Raw genomic sequence first — 17,935 nt, 5'->3', positions numbered from 1 at the left:
TTCAGCCTTCAGTCTTCAGCCTCCTAAAATACCACTTAGAGGCAATCGATGGACAGGTATCATCAAGTCAAGGATCAACTCATCGGGATCACCCGGGACATTTCTTCCCTCTGCGATGCGGTCAAAGCCGTATCCGGCATCGGAGAGGCGCCCATCGACCACTGGCAGCGAACCTGCAGGGAGATTGAACGACAGGTGTCCGCGGAAGTGCTGCGGACGGCGGTGGTGGGGCCCATCAAATCCGGGAAAAGTACTTTTGTAAACGCCTTGTTCAAGGGGGATTATCTGAAGCGGGGCGCCGGCGTGGTAACCGCCATCGTGACGAGAATCCGCAGGGGAAGCGTTCTGAAGGCGACCCTCTTTTTCAAGGCCTGGGGGGATATCAACCGGGACATTGAAAACGCCATGGTGCTCTTTCCCTCTTCGGAATGGCGATCCGGCGAAGGCCCTTTCGACATCCGGAACGAAGCCGATCGCACCGACCTCGCCCGGGCGCTGTCGGCACTGAGCGAGGACCGACTCGTTACCCAGGACGCAAGGAACATGAACAGCGTCCTGATCGGCGCATATCTCGAAGGATACGACCAGGTCCGGGACATTGTTGCGGATGCGGCGGTGACCCGGGAATTCACCGGAGATCATTTCGAGCGGCACAAGGCCTTTACCGGCGACGACACCCTGGCTGTCTATCTCACCGACATCGAACTCACCATCGACGCCGGAGACATGGACGACACCATCGAGATCGCCGACTGCCAGGGAAGCGATTCCCCCAATCCGTTGCACCTGGCCATGATTCAGGAATACCTGCGGGTGACGCATCTCATCGTCTATGTCGTGAGCGGCCGCACCGGGCTGCGCCAGGCGGACATCCGGTTTCTGTCCACCATCAAGCGAATGGGGATTATCGACAACACCCTCTTTCTCGTCAACTTCGACTTCGACGAGCACGAATCCATGGATGACCTGAAGCGGGTGACCGACAGAATCCGGGAGGATATCGCCCTGCTCAGGCCCGACCCCGAGATTTATGTGCTGTCGGCCCTGTTCAACCTCTTCAAGGCCGGAGAAGCCGGCCTGCCGGAAAAAGACCGTCGGCGCCTCGAGCATTGGCGAACGGAGACCCGGCTGGCGGCGTTTTCCGATGATGAAACCCGTCGGTTCGAGGCGGCGATCGGTCATAAACTGACCCGGGAACGGTATTCGCTGCTCTTGAACAATCATCTGGAACGACTCGGGCTTCAGCTGGACGGCATGATCCATTGGATCAGCGTGGGTCGGGACATGTTCGGAAAAAATGCCGACGAGACGGCGGAGATCGTTCGCGAGATCGGCGCGCACCGGAAGAAGATCATTCGGATCAAGTCCATGATCAAAAGCACCCTGGACGGTGCGGCTCAAAAGCTGAAGCAGTCGCTCAAGAGCGACGTCGATCGATTTTTCGACAAGCACGACGGCATTCTGGGCGAAGCCCTCCGATTTCTCCGGAGCTATCATCTGGTCGCCGCCGACTGGGAGCACCATGTCTCCACATCCGGATTGTCCAGCACCATGTACCTGGTATTTCAGGACGTCAAACGAACCCTTGACGGTTTCGTGGCGGAGTCGGTCAACCCTGAAATCATCCGGTTCATTCGTGAGGAGGAAGAAAAGATTCAGGCGCATTTCGCCGTTGTCGCAGGACCTTACGACACCATGGTGCGGGACGCTCTTTTCGAATACAACCAGGTCATGGCCGGGCTGGGGCTGCCCCCGTTGCCGGAATCGTCGGAACCGATCGGCCTTCCCGGGATGTCGGCCGTCGCGAGGTCCGTCGATCTGAAGGTGCCGCCCGTTACGGCGGCCATGCAATACAGCGCCGCCATCCGCGGCGAGGCGGTCATGCGGCTCGGGATGTACCGGATCGTCCGGTTTTTCAGGAAGCTCTTCAAAAAGGCGCCGGAAGGATCTTCCGGGGATAGACTCATGGCGCTGAAGTACGGTGTTTCGCGTCTCAAGCGCGAAACGGAACAGTCCATTGCCTTCAGCTTCAAGGACTACAGGGAAAATATCAAATTTCAATACCTGCTCAAGTTGGCGGACGCCGCCTCCAACATGATCTATGAAACGCTGGCGGAGCGGTTCGACACCCATGTTTCGGATCTTGCCGGCATCGCATCCCACGTGGCGGAGAAAACAGCCGACACCACCGATACCGAGGAAATGCTGACGAAGGCTGAAGCGACATGCCGACGCATTGCAGATGCCGTCGCACACCTGAAGAGCGAGATCAAGACTCTCTCCTGAGCCAATGCAGGGGATGCACATCACGGTCGGCGAGGCCGGGGACTCGGACGCTCCCTGGAAAAAGCGAAAGCCGGCGACCGGAAAAGGCCGCCGGCATCGGAACAGCGAGAACTTCATCGATCCGGCCGAACGGTGAGATCTATACGGAACGCGCGTCCAGCCCCAGCTGTTTCCGCTTGCTTTCGATATGTCGCCGGATGAGAATGCCCGCTTTTTCGGGGTCCGGCTCCACGGCGAAGCCGGCGCCCACCACGTCGTTCAGCCCCTCGGTCAGCAGCTTCACCACGTTCATGCTGCCGGTGATGGGCGGCATGGGGCCGAGCACGGTGTAGACCCCCGAGGCGACAAAATAGGCGCCGATGCTGACCGCCTTTTCGGAGTACCACTCGGGCGCCGATCCGGCCACGGGCAGGTCCGAGATGTCACACCCCAGGCTGTCGGCCAGGGCCGAGGCCAGGAGAAGGATCCGGACGTTGTCGACGCAGCTGCCCATGTGGAGGACCGGCGGTATCCCCAGGGCGCTGCAGACCGCCTTGAGGCCCGGCCCGGCGTATTCAGCGGCCTCTGCGACCTTGAATCCGGCCTTGGCGTTGGCGATGGCCGCGCACCCCGTGTCCAGCACGAGGATGTCGTTTTCGATCAACTGCCGGGTCAGGGTGATATGTCCGTAGTCGTGTTTGATCTTGGGGTTGTTGCATCCCACCACCCCGGCGGCGCCGCGGATGCGGCCGTCCTTGACGGCATCGAGAAGGGGATCCGGCGTTCCGCCCAGGGCCCCCAGAATCGCCTCCACGGAAAACCCGCCCAGGGACGGCACCGGCTCTACGGGGATGTAGACCCGACCGCGTCGACCAAAGTTTTCGACCGCCTCCTTCACCAGATCCCGCGCCAGATCCCGGGCGTTTTCGGGGTGGAATTCCCGGTGGGTCATGCCGGGGAAGCGGGCCTTGTCGGAGGTGCTGATCATGAGGGTGTGGTAGCAGGAGGCTGTCTTGCCGAGAGAGGGCATGATGCACTGATAGTCCACCAGCATCATGTCGACGGCGCCGGTGGCGATGACGAGTTCGGTCATGAGGTGGTTTCCGGCCATGGGGATGCCGTGACGCATCAGGAGTTCGTTGCCGGTGCAGCAGAGCCCGGCGAGGTTGATGCCGGCGGCCCCCTTCGCCTTCGCCAGATCGATGATATCCGGTGACTGACAAGCCTGGAGAAGCATCTCCGAGACGACGGGGTTGTGGCCGTGGACGATGATGTTGACCTGATCGGCCTTGAGCACGCCGACATTGACCGTGTTGGCCGAGGGTTTGGGCGTGCCGAAGAGGATGTCGGAAACCTCCGTGGCGATCATGGATCCCCCCCACCCGTCGGACAGGGCGTTGCGCAGGGCGTGAAGGAGAAGGCTCTGCCAGCCGTTGTCCACGCCCATGTGGGTGCGGTGCATCATCTCGGAGGTTTCCCGGTCGATGCCCCGGGGCATGATCCCCGTCTTGCGCCAGAGTTCCCGCCGTTTGGCAGGCGCCCGACGCACCATGGACAGTTCTTTCCTTCGGGAGCCGAAGTCGCCCATCATGGCGTCTGCCAAGGCCCCGGCGACGGCGTGAGGCGGCTTCCCCTCGGTTTCGATGCCGTACTCCGCCGCCACCCGCTTGAGTTTATCGGGATCCGCGATGCCGTATCCCGGGGCCTTCCCTTCGGCCACCGCCGCGAGCACCTCCACCAGATCCCGTCCGTGATCGGAGTGGGCCGCGGCACCCGCGGCCACCATCCGGCCCAGGTTCCGGGCGACGATGATGTCCGCGTCGGCGCCGCATACCCCCTGCCGGGGGCCTTCTCCAAAGGGATCGATCCGGCAGGGTCCCATGTTGCAGATCCGACAGCTCAACCCCATTTCACAGTAGCCGCACTGGGGTGTCTGGGCGGCATAACGATCCCATACGGTTTCGATCCGGTCCTTCTCAGCCTTTTCCAGCATGAGGCGGCCATCTTCGGTGACGGTCCTCTTTTCAGCATCCTTAAGCATATCCGTTTCCTTCCATGGCAGTGGTTTTATCGGTTTGACCGCAATGTTCGGACTCAGCGTTTTTCCATCTCGATTTGGGACCGTTTTACGGCGTTCAGCAGGGCGAACCCCGGTGCGATCGGCTCTCCTCCGGCATCCCGGGACACCGATCGGGCCACCTCGCGGGTTTTCCGCCCCAGGGCCGAGGCAGGCTCCTCGAACGTCAGGGCGCCGGACTTGCACACCTCGACGCAGGCAGGCACCATTCCCTTTTTCTGTCGCGCCGTGCAGTTGTCGCATTTGACGGCGACGGCCTTGCCCGGGGGCGCGGCCGCATCTCCATGATATCGGATAACCCCGAAGGGGCAGGCCATGGCGCATGACGCGCAGTTGATGCAGGTGTCGGGATCGATAACGACGGTGTTGGTTTCCGGTATTCTGGAGATGGCGCCGGGCAGGCAGGCGAGCATGCACGGAGCGGGATCGCAATGACGGCATCGGTTGGGAAACCCCTCGCCGTGGATCCCCGCGCCCACATGGATCCTGGGTTTGGGCAGCGGGTCTTCCCGCACGGCGGTGAACAGGTGCAGGGTTTTCGAGTGGGCCGTTGCGCAGGCGAGCATGCACTGCATGCACCCGACGCAACGCTCGGGATGAACCACGACTTGCTTCATACGTCCTCCTTTGCCTGGGGCCGCGGCCCCATCACGGGTTTCCGAGGGGGGCGGTCCGCTCAATTCAACAGTTGTCGGTAATTGAATCCGGATGAGAGCAGGGCGTTTCCGGAAATTCGAAGGGGGACCTCGTTCTGAATCAGGGAGATCAGCAGTCCGCCCTGGGCGATATCGTTCACCATCGCCATCCCCACCAATCGTCGGCCGTCCAGCACCAGTTTCCGGTAGGTCTTCCGGCGGCGGTCGTGCCGGCTCAGGATTTCGAAGCCGGCGCTCTCGGGCGGATCGACCCATCCGCCGGTCATGACGTCCATGTCGAAGATCCGGATGACGTTCCGGCTCAGGCTGCCCTTGAGGGCGACCGGGCGGCCGGCCATATTCATTCCGGCAGCCCGCCCCTGGGCCACCGCTTCGGGCCATATGGCGTTGACCCAGCGGGTTTTTCTGGCGATGTCGACGAATTCGGCGGCGTCCCCCGCGGCATAAATCCCGGGAACACTGGTTTCCATGTGGGCATTGACCAGGATCCCGAGGTCCACGTCGATCCTGTCGCGGGGCACGAAGGAGAGGGCCGGCAGCACGCCTTTGCCGATCACCACCATATCGCAGGCGATCTCCGAACCGTCGGAGAGGCGGGCTCCCTCTACGCGGCCGTTCCCGTGAAAAGCTGCGGCCGAGAGGCCCACCCGGACGTCGAGACCTTTCCGCACCAGCTCATTCAGAATCATTTCTCCGGCCGTCCGGTCCACTTGCATGGAAAGGGGATACGCCGAGCGAATCAGCTGGGTGACCCGGATGCCGCGCCGAAGGAGCCCGTAAGCCGCCTTGAACCCCACCAGACCGCCTCCCAGAACCAGGGCCGTTTTGACGGTGGGAATCGCGTCGAGCATTTCCCGGACATGGCGTTCGGTGCGCATATAGAAGATGTGGGCCAGATGCAGTCCGTCGGCGGTGATGGGCCGGGGATCGGCCCCTGAAGCGATGAGGAGCCGGTCGAAGGGTATGCCGTCTTCCAGGCCCGGCAGGCGGACGACCCTGGCTTCGACATCGATCCCCGAAACCCGCCGGCCGAGAATGGGCGTGATCCCCAGCCGTCGATAAAAATCCGTGCTGCGGATGGGAAGTCTTTCCGGTGGGGTTGCGCCTTCGAGGACCATGCTGATCATCGGACGGCAGTAAGGCGGGAAGGTTTCATCCCCGATGAGTGTGAGCCTGCCTTCCGCGTCCAGGTGCCGAATGGCCTCGGCGGCGTGAATCCCCGCCACCCCATTGCCGATGATGACGTATTTCACTGGCGCCTCCTCGATCAAACCCCCGAAGCCTTCAGCACTTCGGCCACCACGGCCCGGGCCTCCTCCTGGATTTTCCGGAGATGCTCCAGCCCCTTGAAACTTTCGGTGTAAATCTTGTAGATGTCCTCGGTGCCCGAAGGCCTGGCGGCAAACCACCCGTTTTCCGTCACCACCTTGAGCCCGCCGATGGCCGCGCCGTTGCCCGAGGCATGGGTCAACTTCTCGCGTATGGGATCCCCTGCCAGGTGGTCGACCCGGATCTGATCGGGGGAGAGCTTTTTGAGGACCGCCTTTTGTTCCGCATTGGCCGGCGCCTCGAGGCGTTCGTAGACCGGATCGCCAAATTTTTCCGTAAGCGCCTGGTAGTGCTCGGCCGGATCACGGCCGGTCTTCGCCCGGATTTCGGCGGCCAGGAGGTTCATGATGATGCCGTCCTTGTCCGTGGTCCAGACGGTGCCGTCCATGCGCAGGAACGACGCACCGGCGCTCTCCTCCCCGCCGAATCCGTAGCTCCCGTCGATGAGGCCGTCCACGAACCATTTGAACCCCACCGGCACCTCGGAGATGCGACGCTTCAGGGCTCCGGCCACCCGATCGATCACGGCGCTGCTGACGAGGGTCTTTCCGACGGCCGCATCCGGCCGCCAGCCCGGCCGGTTCCGGAACAGGTAATCGATGGCGACGGCCAGATAGTGGTTGGGATTCATGAGTCCGCCGCTCCGGGTGACGATGCCGTGCCGATCCGCATCCGGATCGTTTCCGAAAGCCACGTCGTAATCTGCTTTCATTCCGATCAGCTTTGCCATGGCAAAAGGCGAAGAGCAGTCCATTCGGATCCTGCCGTCGCCGTCGACGGTCATGAATGCGAAGGTGGGGTCGACCTTCGGGTTGACCACGGTAAGGTTCAGCCGGTAGCGGTCGGCAATGGGTGCCCAGAATCCCACCCCCGCGCCCCCCATGGGATCCACCCCGATGACGACGCCGGCATCGCGGACGGCATCCATGTGAAGGATGTTCCGGAGGTCGTCCACGTAGGGGGTGATGAAATCCCGTTCAACCGTGGTGTCCGTCTTGACGGCCTTATCGTAAGGGATCCGCAGGACATCCCGGTTTCCGTCGGCCATGAGGGTGTTGGCGCGTTTTTCGATCCAGGCGGTGATGCCGGTGTCGGCAGGCCCGCCGTGGGGCGGATTGTACTTGAAGCCGCCGTCTTCCGGGGGATTGTGGGAGGGTGTGATGACAATACCGTCGGCGGGCCGGTCGCCGTGGTCCCGATTGTGGGTCAAAATGGCGTGGGAAACGACGGGGGTGGGGGTGTATCCCATGCCCTGGTGGATCATGACCGAAACCCCGTTGGCCGCCAGGACCTCGATGGTGGTCATGTGGCTCGGTTCGGAAAGGGCGTGGGTGTCCATCCCCAGGAACAGCGGTCCGGAAATGCCCTCCTGCTTTCGATAGTCGCAGACGGCTTGAGTCACGGCGAGGATGTGGGCCTCGTTGAAGCTGTTCCTGAAGGGTGTCCCTCGGTGGCCCGAGGTGCCGAAGGCCACCCTCTCCAGGGGGTTCGCGGCATCGGGTCGGCCGGTGTAATAGAGGCTGACCAGTCTCGGAACGTTGACGAGAATGTCGTCGGGTGCGGGCTTGCCGGCAAGTTCATGAACCGCCATCGATCATCTCCTTTCAGGAAATCCTGGGTTGATGCGGATTTGTTCCAGACTTTCGGGAATCAGGCGTTTTTCAGGCGGGTGTAGTCGATGGCCCGCTGGATGGCGACGCCGCCCTGCTCGGCCACCGCCATGGCGAAATTGATGTCGGTATCGGAAAAATATCGGACTTCGGCCGTGAGCAGGCGGAGAATGCCGATGATCTCGTCCCGGACGGTGATGGGCACGGCCAATATGCTGCCGATGCCCTCGGATTCGGCGGCCTTGTGATACAGGGTGTGGATGTCTTTTCTGGCGTCGGGAATGAACACGGGCTCCCCTTGCTTGAGGTAATAGGTGGCCATTTCTTCATCCAGCGGCCCTCTTTCGAGGTATGCCTTGCTCAACCCGTAGGCCGCCTTCAGTTCCAATTGCCCCTTCCGGGGTTCGAAGAGCCTGATGGTGGCGGCTTTCAGCTTCATGACCGACGGCAGGCGGGTGACCATGAGATCGAGGATTTTGTCGAGTTCATAGGTCAGGTTGATGGCCTTGCCGAATTCGTGAATCGCCTTGAAGTATTCCAACCGGATCTGCTGTTCCTCGAAGATTTGCGCGTTCTCGATGGCGATGCCGCATTGCTCGCCCAGCGCCGTCACCACGGCTATCTGCTCCGGCGTGTAACTGCGGGATTTCCGGGTCAGCAATCTCAGAATGCCCTTGATGCGGCCCCGGATGGGAATGGGGATGACCAGAATATTCCGGATGCCCTCCTTTCGGGTCGCCTCGGGATAATTGATCCGGGGGTCGTTCGGGGCATCCTCGATGACAATGGGTTCACCTTTCAACGCCTTGAAAATGGGTTCTTCCGTGTCGATGGTTCCCCGGTTCAGATAAGCGTCGCTGAGACCGCTCGACGCCCGCAGCACCAGGTTCTTGCCCGAGGCATCCAGCAATCGAATGGTGGCGGCGTCGGCACCGATGATTTGAGGAATCTTTTCCGTGATGAGCCGAAAGACCTCGTCGATCTCCAGACTGGCGGTAATCGCTTTGGTGACCTCGATAAACAGATCGAGAAATGTTTTTGTGTCTGCTGTTGTCTTCAATTCTGTTCCTTATGGTTGCGTATTTCGGGAAAAGCGTGGTTGGGGACACAATAAAACCACTGCGGGATAATTATCACTATCGACGCCTGAAATCAACACGGCGGTTCGAAAAAAATCGCGTAGGGGCACGGCGCGCCGTGCCCCTACCACGCGCCGTGCCCCCACCATCGCCGACAACCAATATTCCGTTATTCCGTGAACCGGATTGGGCATAACCCCCCATTCGTCCAATTCGATTTCATCGCGGATGATGTGTTCCCGATAATTGCGTTGCCATAATTTCGCGGATGGGGTTTTGCGCATTTCGTTGATGCGTTTGGTGGCGGCGGATTTGAACGATCGAACAATCGTCGGGAGGGAACCGGGCACGGGGCGACCGAATTGTTCGATCGCAGGGGCACGGCGCGTAGGGGCACGGCGCGCCGTGCCCCTACCATCGCCAACAACCAATATTGCGTTATTCCGTAAACCGGGGTGCGAATCGGCGCGTGGACGTTAACGCTGGGCCGACCGCGGGGCCTTGCCGGCCAGGGGGTTGTAGATTTTCATGATGGCGAATTTCATGACGTCCGGCGTCTTCATCTCCAGAACGATATTCAGGAGCTTTTCTTCGGCATCGGCCGGCAGCACACAGGCGTTGTTGCCGTCAAAATCCAGGTCGGTAAAACCCTTGACCAGTTTTTTCTGATCCTTCTGGGTCATGGGAACCTGAATCGCTTTTTTCCCGTCGATGTCGACGACGCTTCCCTGCAAACCGGCGGCTTCGATCTTTTTGAGGTTTTCATCATTCAGAAAAATATTCACCCAATAGTCTGCCATTTACCTTCCTCCCTTGTTTGTTCAGCCCAATGCGTCAAACTAAATCATTTTCCAGTAGACCAGTAGCAATGATGTTTATTCGAGGCGCATCGGCGTGTCAAGTCCGAATGCGAGCGGAGCGGGTCGTTCGAGTCTGAATTCAGGCGGTCCCGCAATGGTTTTTTCGCCCCGACAGTCCAGAACATCCGCATTTGGAGGGCGAAGTGTTATATCTTCGAGAAATATCCATCTATATGTATTGATTCTTTCGGGGCGTGAATTAGTTTTAAATGGAATATAAGGCTGAAGACTGAAGGGGTCTAAATCCGCCATTCGTCACAGGCGCACCCCTTCAGCCTTCAGTCTTCAGCCTTCAGCCTCCATCACTAATTATTCGGAAAAGGAGAAAAATGTCTGACTCGGCCGCAACCGCTCCTGAGGATTTTTCAAAAAAGATGATCGACATATTGAACCACGGTGCACTCAATCTGGCCGTGGGCATCGGGTACCGCATGAAGCTCTTCGATGTGATGGATGCCATGGAAACGCCCGAGACCGCCGAAAGCATCGCCCGTCAGGCCGGCTTGAACGGCCGGTACGTGAAAGAATGGCTCGGCATCATGTGCACGGGCGGCGTCGTCACCCTTGCCGACGGTGAAGACGGCGAAGCCCGCTACTTTCTGCCGCGATCCCACGGCGACGTTCTGGCCCGGCGTTCGGGCAACGGCAATCTGGGGGTATATGCCCAGGAAATACCGCTGTTGACCCTCTGCGCCGCGGAAAAGGTCCTTGCGGGATTTCAAACGGGGGAGGGGGTGCCCTATGCCGACTATCCGAGGTTTCAGGCGTTCATGACGGAGCTGGCGAACGCCAAGCACCGGCAGATGCTGATCGACCGCTTCATCCCCGCGGTGGACGACGGTCGGCTGATCGCACGACTCGAAAAGGGCATCCGCGTGTGTGATCTGGGGTGTGGTGAGGGGGTCGCGCTGAACCTTATGGCCGGGGCCTATCCTGAAAGCCGTTTCACGGGGATCGATATGGATCCCGAGGTCATCGCCGTCGCCCGGAGGGCGGCAAAGACGGCCGGGCTCGAAAACGTCCGTTTTTGCTGCCGGGATGCCGCGACCCTCGGGAACGGAGACGAATTTGAAAGCGCCTTCGACTACATCACCGCCTTTGACGCCATCCACGACCAGAGGGACCCGCTCGCCGCTCTTGAAAGCGTCCGACGCATGCTGGCGCCGGAGGGATGCTTCTCCATGATCGACATCGATTCGAGAACCGCTCACCAGGACAACATGGCGCACCCCATGGGACCTTTTCTTTACACCGTAAGCCTCATGCACTGCATGCCGGTAAGCCTGTACAACAACGGGGCCGGGCTGGGCATGATGTGGGGAAGGGAACAGGCCGTGGATCTTCTGGGTCAGGCCGGATTCGGCAGCGTCGCGGTCGTCGAGATGTCCCACGACCCCTTCAACGTTCATTATTTTTGTCGTCAATAAGGCGGGAAAACCTCAGCCCGCGGCTTCGAAAGGAATCGCCGATGAACGTCGTTTACCTGTCACCCCATTTTCCCCCCAATTATTATCTTTTCTGCGTCCACCTGAAACAGGCGGGCGCCAACGTTCTCGGGATCGGTGATACCGCCTACGATCAACTCCGGCCGGAATTGAAGGAGGGCCTGACCGAGTATTACCGGGTGGACGATATGTCGGATTACGATCAATTGCTCAGGGCATGCGGCTATTTCACCCATATCTACGGCAAACTGGATCGGGTGGCGTCCAACAACGAACATTGGCTCGAAAGCGAGGCGGGGCTGCGAACCGACTTCAATATTCAAGGCCTGAAGATCCATCAGATTTCGCGGCTGATCCTCAAGTCGGAGATGAAAAAACAGTTCCGGAACGCCGGGGTTGCCGCGGCGCGGGGAAAAATCCTGAAGCGACCGGCGGATGCCCTCCGATTTATCGAGGAGGTGGGATATCCGGTGGTTTTCAAGCCCGATCGCGGGGTAGGGGCGGCCCATACCTTTCGCATCGACAATGAAAGGGATCTGGACCGGTTTTTCGAGGTGAGGCCTGCTGCCCGGTATATCATGGAGGAGTTCATCACGGGGACGGTCTGCTCCTTCGACGGCCTCGCCGACCGAAACGGCACCATCGTTTTCCATACCGCGCACGTCTTCAGTCAGGGGATCATGGAGACGGTTAACCAGGATATGGACATCTTCTACTATTCCCTGCGGGAGATTCCGGAGGACCTCGAAATTGCCGGGAGGAGCATCGTCGGGGCCTTCGATATCCGCGAACGTTTTTTCCATGTCGAATTCTTCCGGACGCCCGAGGGTCGACTGGTCGCCCTCGAAATGAACGCGCGGCCCCCGGGAGGCCTCACCACGGACATGTTCAACTACGCCAACAACATCGACATCTATGCCGCCTGGGCGGCCGTCATGACGGGTCAATCCGTGAATCTCGTCTACTCGCGTCCCTATCACTGCGCCTACATCGGCCGGAAGCTGAACAAGAACTATGTCCACTCCCATCGCGAAATCATGCAGGAGTACGGATACATGATCGTTCACCACGGCCCCATCGATTCGATCTTCAGCACCGCCATCGGCAACTACGGCTACCTCGTCAATGCGGAAAGCATCGAAAGTATCGAGGCGGCGGCGGGGTTTATTCAGGAAAAGATGTGATAAGGTGTTAAGGGCGTTAAGGTGTTAAGAGTGTTAAGGTTTTAAGGTTTTAGGGATTCAGGGGGTTAGCGGTTAAAGCAAAAGTCCCTCGTCCCCTAAAACCCTAAAACCCTAAAACCCTAACACCATAAAATCATTACGATCCGCGCCCCTTCAGTGGCACTTGAACGAAACCGCGTCGGGCGCGGTCCCTTTGCATGAAGTTCCGACACTTGAAGAAACCGAGAAGACCGACAGCGGCTGATGATTTCGGGGTCCAATACCCAGTTGGCCCCGCAGCGTAGGGGTTGACAAGCTGTCTCCTTAAATGTACATTCAACTGTACATTTAAGGAGATTTTGATATGAAAACTGTAACGTTTACCGATTTTCGAAAAAATGCTTCTGTTTTCATTACTGAAGTGGAACAGGGTGAGACCCTTATTATTTTACGACACGGGAAACCAGTGGCGGAAATTTCTCCATATCCTGATGAAGTTCCCCGAAAACCCTCATGGAAGAAACCCGGAATCCGATTGGAAATGAAGGGAAGCGATCTTTCTTCCGCTATTCTGGAAGAACGTGAAGGTGGCTCATGAAGCTGCTTGTTGATTCTTCAGCTTTTGCCAAAAGATATGTCCGGGAAGTTGGAAGCGAAAAACTGGATGATATTCTTCAGAATGCTTCTGAATTGGCTTTATGCGTCATTTTGTTGCCGGAGATCATTTCGGGTCTGAACAGGCGGTTGCGAGAAGGTGCTTTAACCGGTAAGGATTATCAAAAAGCAAAAAAATTCCTGATGGATGATGTGCATGATGCAACAGTGCTTCAACTGACCCCGGCAGTCATTTCACAAGCGCTCAAGCTTCTTGAGGATAATTTATTGCGCGCTATGGACGCCTTACATGTAGCCTGTGCTCTTGAGTGGAATGCGGAATTATTTGTCACATCAGACAGAAGGCAATTCGATGCAGCTGTAAATTCGGGGCTTCAGACCGAATACCTTGGTCAACCAATCGCTTGAGTGGACGCGAAGGATCATGTTTCGCGGTAGGTTGCCGAACTTCTGAATGAGTGAAACGCATATACTCAACTTTCACCCCCCGTCACTCCCCCTCCTTCAGCCTTCAGCCTCCAACCCATAACTTTGGGTGGATTTCGAAATGGTTTTATGCGATATTATGCAATATAACCAGAGAAGGAAAAACGCGAATCGATCATGGGCATTTCGTGCCGGAACATCAGCTACCGCTACCCCAACACGAACGGGTTCATCTTCAGGGATCTCTCCTTCGAAATGCCGGCGCCCGGCTTCAACGCATTCTTCGGTCCCTCGGGGGTCGGCAAGACCTCTTTCGCCAAAATTCTCTCCGGAAACATCCAGGGATACACCGGTCGTGTCGAAATGAAAGGCATCGAGCGTCTGGCCTATTCCTACAACCTCGAACGCCTCCCGGGATGGTCGACGGTGGGGCGGCACCTCGACAGGATCGTTCCGGCGAACCGACATGCCCTGATGCATGAACTGATCCCGGTCTTCGGCCTCGAGGCCTGCCTGGATCAACGGTTTTCCCAGCTCTCCCTCGGTCAGAAGAACCGGGTCAACCTCATCCGGTATCTGCTTCAGGACTTCCAACTGCTCATCCTCGACGAAAGCCTCGCCAACGTCGACGAGATGACGCGGGAGCGGATCATCCTCAAGATCAAGGAACATTTCCCTGAAACGTATTTTATCTATATATCCCACAATGTTGTCGAGGTGTCCAGATTCTGCCGGGAAATTCTCGTCTTCCGCGGCCTCGACAAACAGCCGTCGTCGGTGGTCGTCACCGGTCAGGATCTGGCGGCGGGAAAGGCTCTCGACAAGGCGGCCTTCGAGAAGACCGTTCTGGAGATCATGAATGCTGTTTAGGCGGATCTATCAATTCCTTATCATCTATTTTCTCGGGATTCTGCTGCTCTTCGCCCTGAAGATTCTTCTGAACCTTTCCGATTACGTTATCCCCGGCCCGCTGAGCATCTGGCAGACCTTTCACCGGGAGTTCAACCGGTTTCTGTTGAACGTGCTGAACACCCTCGGCGTCGCCGTCGTCGGTCAGGTGGCATCGGTCTGCATGGCACTGGCGGTGGGCATTATCGGCCGCCAGGCCACCTGGTTCGGCTCGTTCGTCAAGGTGGCGGCCTACAACATACAGGCCTACCCCATCGTGGCCATCGCGCCCATCATCTTCATCCTGATGGGGGACGGCTTTGCCTCACGCCTCCTCATCGCCGCCATGATCTGCTATTTTCCGCTGCTGTTGTCGATGGTGGGCATCATGTCGGAGCCCATCGAGGATATCGAGCACTTCTACCGGGTTACCGGACGGATGCGCTGGCAGCTCGAGGTCAAGATCCGCGCTTTCGAAAATCTCAGCAAGCTCACAACGGTCATCTCCGGCAGCGCTACGCTGGCCATGGCCGGGACGATCGTGGCTGAATTCATCGCGGCCAATGCCGGGATCGGTTACAGCATCCGCATCGCGCTTTACCAGAGCGATCTCTCCAAGGTCCTGGTGGCCCTTTTTTTGATCGGCATCACCCTCTCGGTGTACCAGGGGCTTCTGGAATGGGTGGGACGCTGGGCGAAAAACCGCTGGGCGAGTGCCTGACGACAATTCCGGGATGGATGTTCCCTGAGACGACAAGGAGGAAATCATGACCCGAAAGGCGATGATAATATTGATGGCGGGAGGACTGCTCTGGTGGGCCGTCGCCCTGAATCCGGGAAGCCTCGCGGCGGAAACGCTCAACTACCGCCTCAAGTGGCTTTTCAACACGAGCACGGTGGGGGACATCTACGCCGATGCCCACGGCTATTTCGAACGCGAGGGACTGGATGTCGCCGTCAAGGCCGGCGGACCCGAGCGCGACGCCATCCGGGAGCTGGAGCTGGGCTACGCCCAGTTCGGGGTCGCCTCGGCGGATCAGGTGATCCGGGCGCTTTCCAAGGGGGCCCGGGTGGTGGTCCTGGCCCAGCTCTTCCAGGTCAATCCCCTCCAGTGGATCCATCGGCAGACGGCACCGCCCATTCGATCCCTGTCGGACCTCAGGGGCCGCGTCATCGGCATCACATACGGGGGCAACGATGAAACCATCATGAAAACCCTCCTGGCCAAAGGGGGACTTTCAGAGCAGGACGTCTCCTTTTTCAGCGTCCGGTATGATTTTACCCCCTTCTATACGGGAAAGGCCGATCTGTGGCCGGTCTATCGCAATTCCCAGGGGCCCGTTCTGATGAAAAAACTGGGGGAGGCCGGCGAGACGATCTCGTTTTTTGACCCGTCGGCGTTCGGGGTTCATTTCGTGGCCAACTCCGTGGTGACCGCCGAGCGGATGATGAAGGAGCGTCCGGAGCTGGTCCGGCGCTTCACCCGGGCGCTTCTGTCGGCGTGGCGGGACGCTCTCGATCCCGACAACGCCGCCGGGGCGCTGACCGTGCTTGCACGGTATGACAGGGAAACGCCCCCGGACATCCTGAAAGCGCAGCTGGATCTGACCCGCGACCTCATCGTCAACAAGGAAAACGGCACGGTCGGCGGGATCGACGCCGAGGCATGGCAACAGACCGAGGCCGTCATGCTCGACCAGGGGCTCATTCCAGGACCCGTGTCCGTGGAGAAGGCGCTGAGCCCGCAATGACAACCCAGAACCCGACGCTTTCGCGAGGCGAATGCGTCAACACGCAACGGAGGTGATATGGTTCAAGCTCTTATCGTCTATTGCTCCCCGGCGGGGTCGACCCGCCGCGTGGCCCATGTCATGGAGACGACCCTGAAGGATCTCGATATACCGTGCACCACGGCGGACGTCGGCACGTCCGGCGGTCGCGAAGCCGCTGCCCGTGCGGTTCAGGACATGGGGAAATCCACCTGTCTTTTTGTCGGTTCCCCCGTCTACGCCAACCATCCCGTTCCGCCGATATCGGCATTCCTCGAGCGCCTGCCCGAAGGCACCGGTGCGGCCGCCGTGCCGTTTGTCACCTGGGGCGGTGCCAGCAGCGGCGTCGCCCTCTACGACATGGGATCGATTCTTTCGGCCAAGGGGCTTCGCCTGATGGGTGCGGCCAAGGTCATGGCGGTTCACTCGCTCATGTGGCGTGCGGAAAACCCCGTGGGGGAGGGACGCCCCAACGCGGCGGACGACCAGAAGATCCGGGAGTTGACAGCGTCGGTCATTCGGAAGATGACCGACGGGGATCACGGCAAAGGCATCCCCCTTGGGGATCTCGATTACCAACCGGCTGAATTCCGTGAGGAACTGGCGGCGGCGAGCCTGGAAAAAGCCAGGGGACACATGCCCCAACGGACGGTTCACGAAGACCGGTGCACCCAGTGCGGCCTCTGTGTAGAGGTTTGCCCCACGGAGGCCGTTGAACTCTCGCCGTTTCCCGTCTTCAGCGACCGATGCATCTTTTGCTTCAATTGCGTGAAGGAATGTCCCGAGGATGCCATTGTCGCCGATATGTCGAAGTCGGAGAAGATGGTCCGGTCGCGCGCCGAACGCTTTGACGAGCGTCCGCGGACCCGGATATTCCTGTAGGACGGCTGTTTTCACGCCGGTCCGGTCCCTGCGGGGGAAGGCCCTATTGCCTGTCCCGCCATACCGGCCGGCTATTCATCGAAATTCCGGAGCAGCGAGGCGCCGTTCACCGGCTTCCCGATCAGCTTGTACTGCAGGGCGAAATCGGCAAACGCCTGCCATCGCAGCGGATCATGGTTCTGGTTTGCGGCAAAATAGGGCAGGGTGAGGCGGAAGGCGTCGGCTTCGGTCTCGGGGTTCGCCTCGGGTACCGCTTTCAGATACTCCTGAAACGCCCTTTCCGGGTCGGTGCGGACCTGACCGATGGCCACATCCACCGCACGGATGAATCCTTTCACCGCTTTTTCCTTCAAGTTCAATGTATTCCGGCTGCAGACGAAAATCAATTCATCATAGTCGGGGATGCCGTATTTTTCCAGCTCGAAATAGCCGACATCATAGCCGCGGTGGGCCATCTCCACCGTTTCGTAGGTCTTGAAAGGCCCCATGACCGCATCGACCCTGCCGGCCGCAAGGGACTGCAGGACGGCAAACCCCACGTTCACCGACGTGTAATCCCGGACCCCGTTCAGGGATGCAAAGGCATGGAGCATCACGTCCATGAGCCCGGGAACGGTGTAGCCGATGCGTTTTCCGGACAGGTCAGGCGGGGCCTCGATGCCTTTTCCTTTGAGGAAAAGGAGCGTCGTAAGGGGATGTTCGATGAGACGCCCCACGGCGATGACATCCATACCTTCGGCGGCTGCGATCACGGTCTGGGGCTGGTAGGAAACAGCCAGATCCACCTGTCCCGAGACCGCCAGCTTCAAGGCGTCGGCGGTTTCGGAGGGGCTCACGATCCTGACGTCGATCCCGGCCATCTCGAAAAGCC

General features: G+C 59.3%; 16 protein-coding genes. 9 read left to right on the top strand and 7 right to left on the bottom strand.

Features of this window, described 5'->3' with window-relative positions:
* Positions 1-48: 48 nt before the first annotated feature.
* A complete protein-coding gene (locus AB7S84_RS03615) occupies positions 49-2,286 on the top strand; it encodes a dynamin family protein (protein ID WP_020878241.1) in 2,238 nt (745 codons plus the stop codon).
* 139 nt (positions 2,287-2,425) lie between these two features.
* On the opposite strand, the gene cooS is transcribed toward AB7S84_RS03615, so the two are convergent.
* From cooS to AB7S84_RS03585, 6 genes are all read right to left on the bottom strand, one after another.
* A complete protein-coding gene (gene cooS, locus AB7S84_RS03610) occupies positions 2,426-4,306 on the bottom strand; it encodes an anaerobic carbon-monoxide dehydrogenase catalytic subunit (RefSeq protein ID WP_020878242.1) in 1,881 nt (626 codons plus the stop codon).
* A gap of 53 nt (positions 4,307-4,359) precedes the next feature.
* Positions 4,360-4,959 carry a 4Fe-4S dicluster domain-containing protein gene (locus AB7S84_RS03605; protein ID WP_020878243.1) on the bottom strand — a complete coding sequence of 200 codons (600 nt, stop codon included), beginning with the start codon at positions 4,957-4,959 and terminating at the stop codon, positions 4,360-4,362.
* Between the two features lie 59 nt (positions 4,960-5,018).
* Positions 5,019-6,251, bottom strand: coding sequence for an NAD(P)/FAD-dependent oxidoreductase (locus tag AB7S84_RS03600; RefSeq protein ID WP_428152963.1), 1,233 nt, complete (start codon positions 6,249-6,251; stop codon positions 5,019-5,021).
* Between the two features lie 14 nt (positions 6,252-6,265).
* Positions 6,266-7,918 carry a phosphoglucomutase (alpha-D-glucose-1,6-bisphosphate-dependent) gene (pgm, locus tag AB7S84_RS03595; protein WP_428152960.1) on the bottom strand — a complete coding sequence of 551 codons (1,653 nt, stop codon included), beginning with the start codon at positions 7,916-7,918 and terminating at the stop codon, positions 6,266-6,268.
* Between the two features lie 59 nt (positions 7,919-7,977).
* Entirely contained in the window at positions 7,978-8,997 is a 1,020-nt protein-coding gene (locus AB7S84_RS03590; RefSeq protein WP_020878246.1) for a GAF domain-containing protein, read from the bottom strand.
* A 495-nt stretch (positions 8,998-9,492) separates the two neighbouring features.
* Positions 9,493-9,816, bottom strand: coding sequence for a DUF6955 family protein (locus AB7S84_RS03585; RefSeq protein ID WP_020877169.1), 324 nt, complete (start codon positions 9,814-9,816; stop codon positions 9,493-9,495).
* 389 nt (positions 9,817-10,205) lie between these two features.
* On the opposite strand from AB7S84_RS03585, the gene AB7S84_RS03580 reads away from it, so the two are divergent.
* From AB7S84_RS03580 to AB7S84_RS03545, 8 genes are all read left to right on the top strand, one after another.
* Complete coding sequence (locus AB7S84_RS03580; protein ID WP_428152957.1) at positions 10,206-11,303, top strand: class I SAM-dependent methyltransferase; 1,098 nt, start codon at positions 10,206-10,208, stop codon at positions 11,301-11,303.
* A gap of 41 nt (positions 11,304-11,344) precedes the next feature.
* Positions 11,345-12,505: an ATP-grasp domain-containing protein gene (locus AB7S84_RS03575; protein WP_020877171.1), complete on the top strand. Its 1,161-nt coding sequence runs from the start codon at positions 11,345-11,347 to the stop codon at positions 12,503-12,505.
* 343 nt (positions 12,506-12,848) lie between these two features.
* Positions 12,849-13,082, top strand: coding sequence for a type II toxin-antitoxin system Phd/YefM family antitoxin (locus tag AB7S84_RS03570; RefSeq protein ID WP_020877172.1), 234 nt, complete (start codon positions 12,849-12,851; stop codon positions 13,080-13,082).
* Entirely contained in the window at positions 13,079-13,507 is a 429-nt protein-coding gene (locus tag AB7S84_RS03565; RefSeq protein ID WP_020877173.1) for a type II toxin-antitoxin system VapC family toxin, read from the top strand. The genes AB7S84_RS03570 and AB7S84_RS03565 overlap by 4 nt, the downstream gene beginning before the upstream one ends.
* A gap of 195 nt (positions 13,508-13,702) precedes the next feature.
* Positions 13,703-14,395, top strand: a complete 693-nt coding sequence (locus AB7S84_RS03560) for an ATP-binding cassette domain-containing protein (RefSeq protein WP_020877174.1) — start codon at positions 13,703-13,705, stop codon at positions 14,393-14,395.
* The gene (locus tag AB7S84_RS03555; RefSeq protein ID WP_020877175.1) at positions 14,385-15,134 is read left to right on the top strand and encodes an ABC transporter permease; all 750 of its coding nucleotides are present in this window, start codon (positions 14,385-14,387) and stop codon (positions 15,132-15,134) included. Before AB7S84_RS03560 ends, AB7S84_RS03555 begins: the two co-directional genes overlap by 11 nt.
* 46 nt (positions 15,135-15,180) lie before the next feature.
* A complete protein-coding gene (locus tag AB7S84_RS03550) occupies positions 15,181-16,164 on the top strand; it encodes an ABC transporter substrate-binding protein (RefSeq protein ID WP_020877176.1) in 984 nt (327 codons plus the stop codon).
* A gap of 57 nt (positions 16,165-16,221) precedes the next feature.
* The gene (locus tag AB7S84_RS03545) at positions 16,222-17,064 is read left to right on the top strand and encodes an EFR1 family ferrodoxin (protein WP_428152952.1); all 843 of its coding nucleotides are present in this window, start codon (positions 16,222-16,224) and stop codon (positions 17,062-17,064) included.
* A 71-nt stretch (positions 17,065-17,135) separates the two neighbouring features.
* On the opposite strand, the gene AB7S84_RS03540 is transcribed toward AB7S84_RS03545, so the two are convergent.
* A partial coding sequence (locus AB7S84_RS03540) for an ABC transporter substrate-binding protein (RefSeq protein WP_428152950.1) occupies positions 17,136-17,935 on the bottom strand: 800 nt, incomplete at its 5' end.

This window comes from Desulfococcus sp., assembly GCF_050178255.1.
Lineage (GTDB): Bacteria > Desulfobacterota > Desulfobacteria > Desulfobacterales > Desulfococcaceae > Desulfococcus > Desulfococcus multivorans.
Note: the sequence above shows the minus strand (reverse complement) of the source record. Positions and strands in the feature narration are given on the sequence as shown.

Excerpts from the sequence above, each read along its gene's own strand:
- AB7S84_RS03570 (WP_020877172.1), top strand. The coding sequence starts at position 12,849 with ATGAAAACTGTAACGTTTACCGATTTTCGAAAAAATGCTTCTGTTTTC.
- AB7S84_RS03565 (WP_020877173.1), top strand. The coding sequence starts at position 13,079 with ATGAAGCTGCTTGTTGATTCTTCAGCTTTTGCCAAAAGATATGTCCGG.
- AB7S84_RS03545 (WP_428152952.1), top strand. The coding sequence starts at position 16,222 with ATGGTTCAAGCTCTTATCGTCTATTGCTCCCCGGCGGGGTCGACCCGC.
- AB7S84_RS03605 (WP_020878243.1), bottom strand. The coding sequence starts at position 4,959 with ATGAAGCAAGTCGTGGTTCATCCCGAGCGTTGCGTCGGGTGCATGCAG.
- AB7S84_RS03550 (WP_020877176.1), top strand. The coding sequence starts at position 15,181 with ATGACCCGAAAGGCGATGATAATATTGATGGCGGGAGGACTGCTCTGG.
- AB7S84_RS03575 (WP_020877171.1), top strand. The coding sequence starts at position 11,345 with ATGAACGTCGTTTACCTGTCACCCCATTTTCCCCCCAATTATTATCTT.
- pgm (WP_428152960.1), bottom strand. The coding sequence starts at position 7,918 with ATGGCGGTTCATGAACTTGCCGGCAAGCCCGCACCCGACGACATTCTC.
- AB7S84_RS03615 (WP_020878241.1), top strand. The coding sequence starts at position 49 with ATGGACAGGTATCATCAAGTCAAGGATCAACTCATCGGGATCACCCGG.
- AB7S84_RS03580 (WP_428152957.1), top strand. The coding sequence starts at position 10,206 with ATGTCTGACTCGGCCGCAACCGCTCCTGAGGATTTTTCAAAAAAGATG.
- AB7S84_RS03555 (WP_020877175.1), top strand. The coding sequence starts at position 14,385 with ATGCTGTTTAGGCGGATCTATCAATTCCTTATCATCTATTTTCTCGGG.
- AB7S84_RS03560 (WP_020877174.1), top strand. The coding sequence starts at position 13,703 with ATGGGCATTTCGTGCCGGAACATCAGCTACCGCTACCCCAACACGAAC.
- cooS (WP_020878242.1), bottom strand. The coding sequence starts at position 4,306 with ATGCTTAAGGATGCTGAAAAGAGGACCGTCACCGAAGATGGCCGCCTC.
- AB7S84_RS03585 (WP_020877169.1), bottom strand. The coding sequence starts at position 9,816 with ATGGCAGACTATTGGGTGAATATTTTTCTGAATGATGAAAACCTCAAA.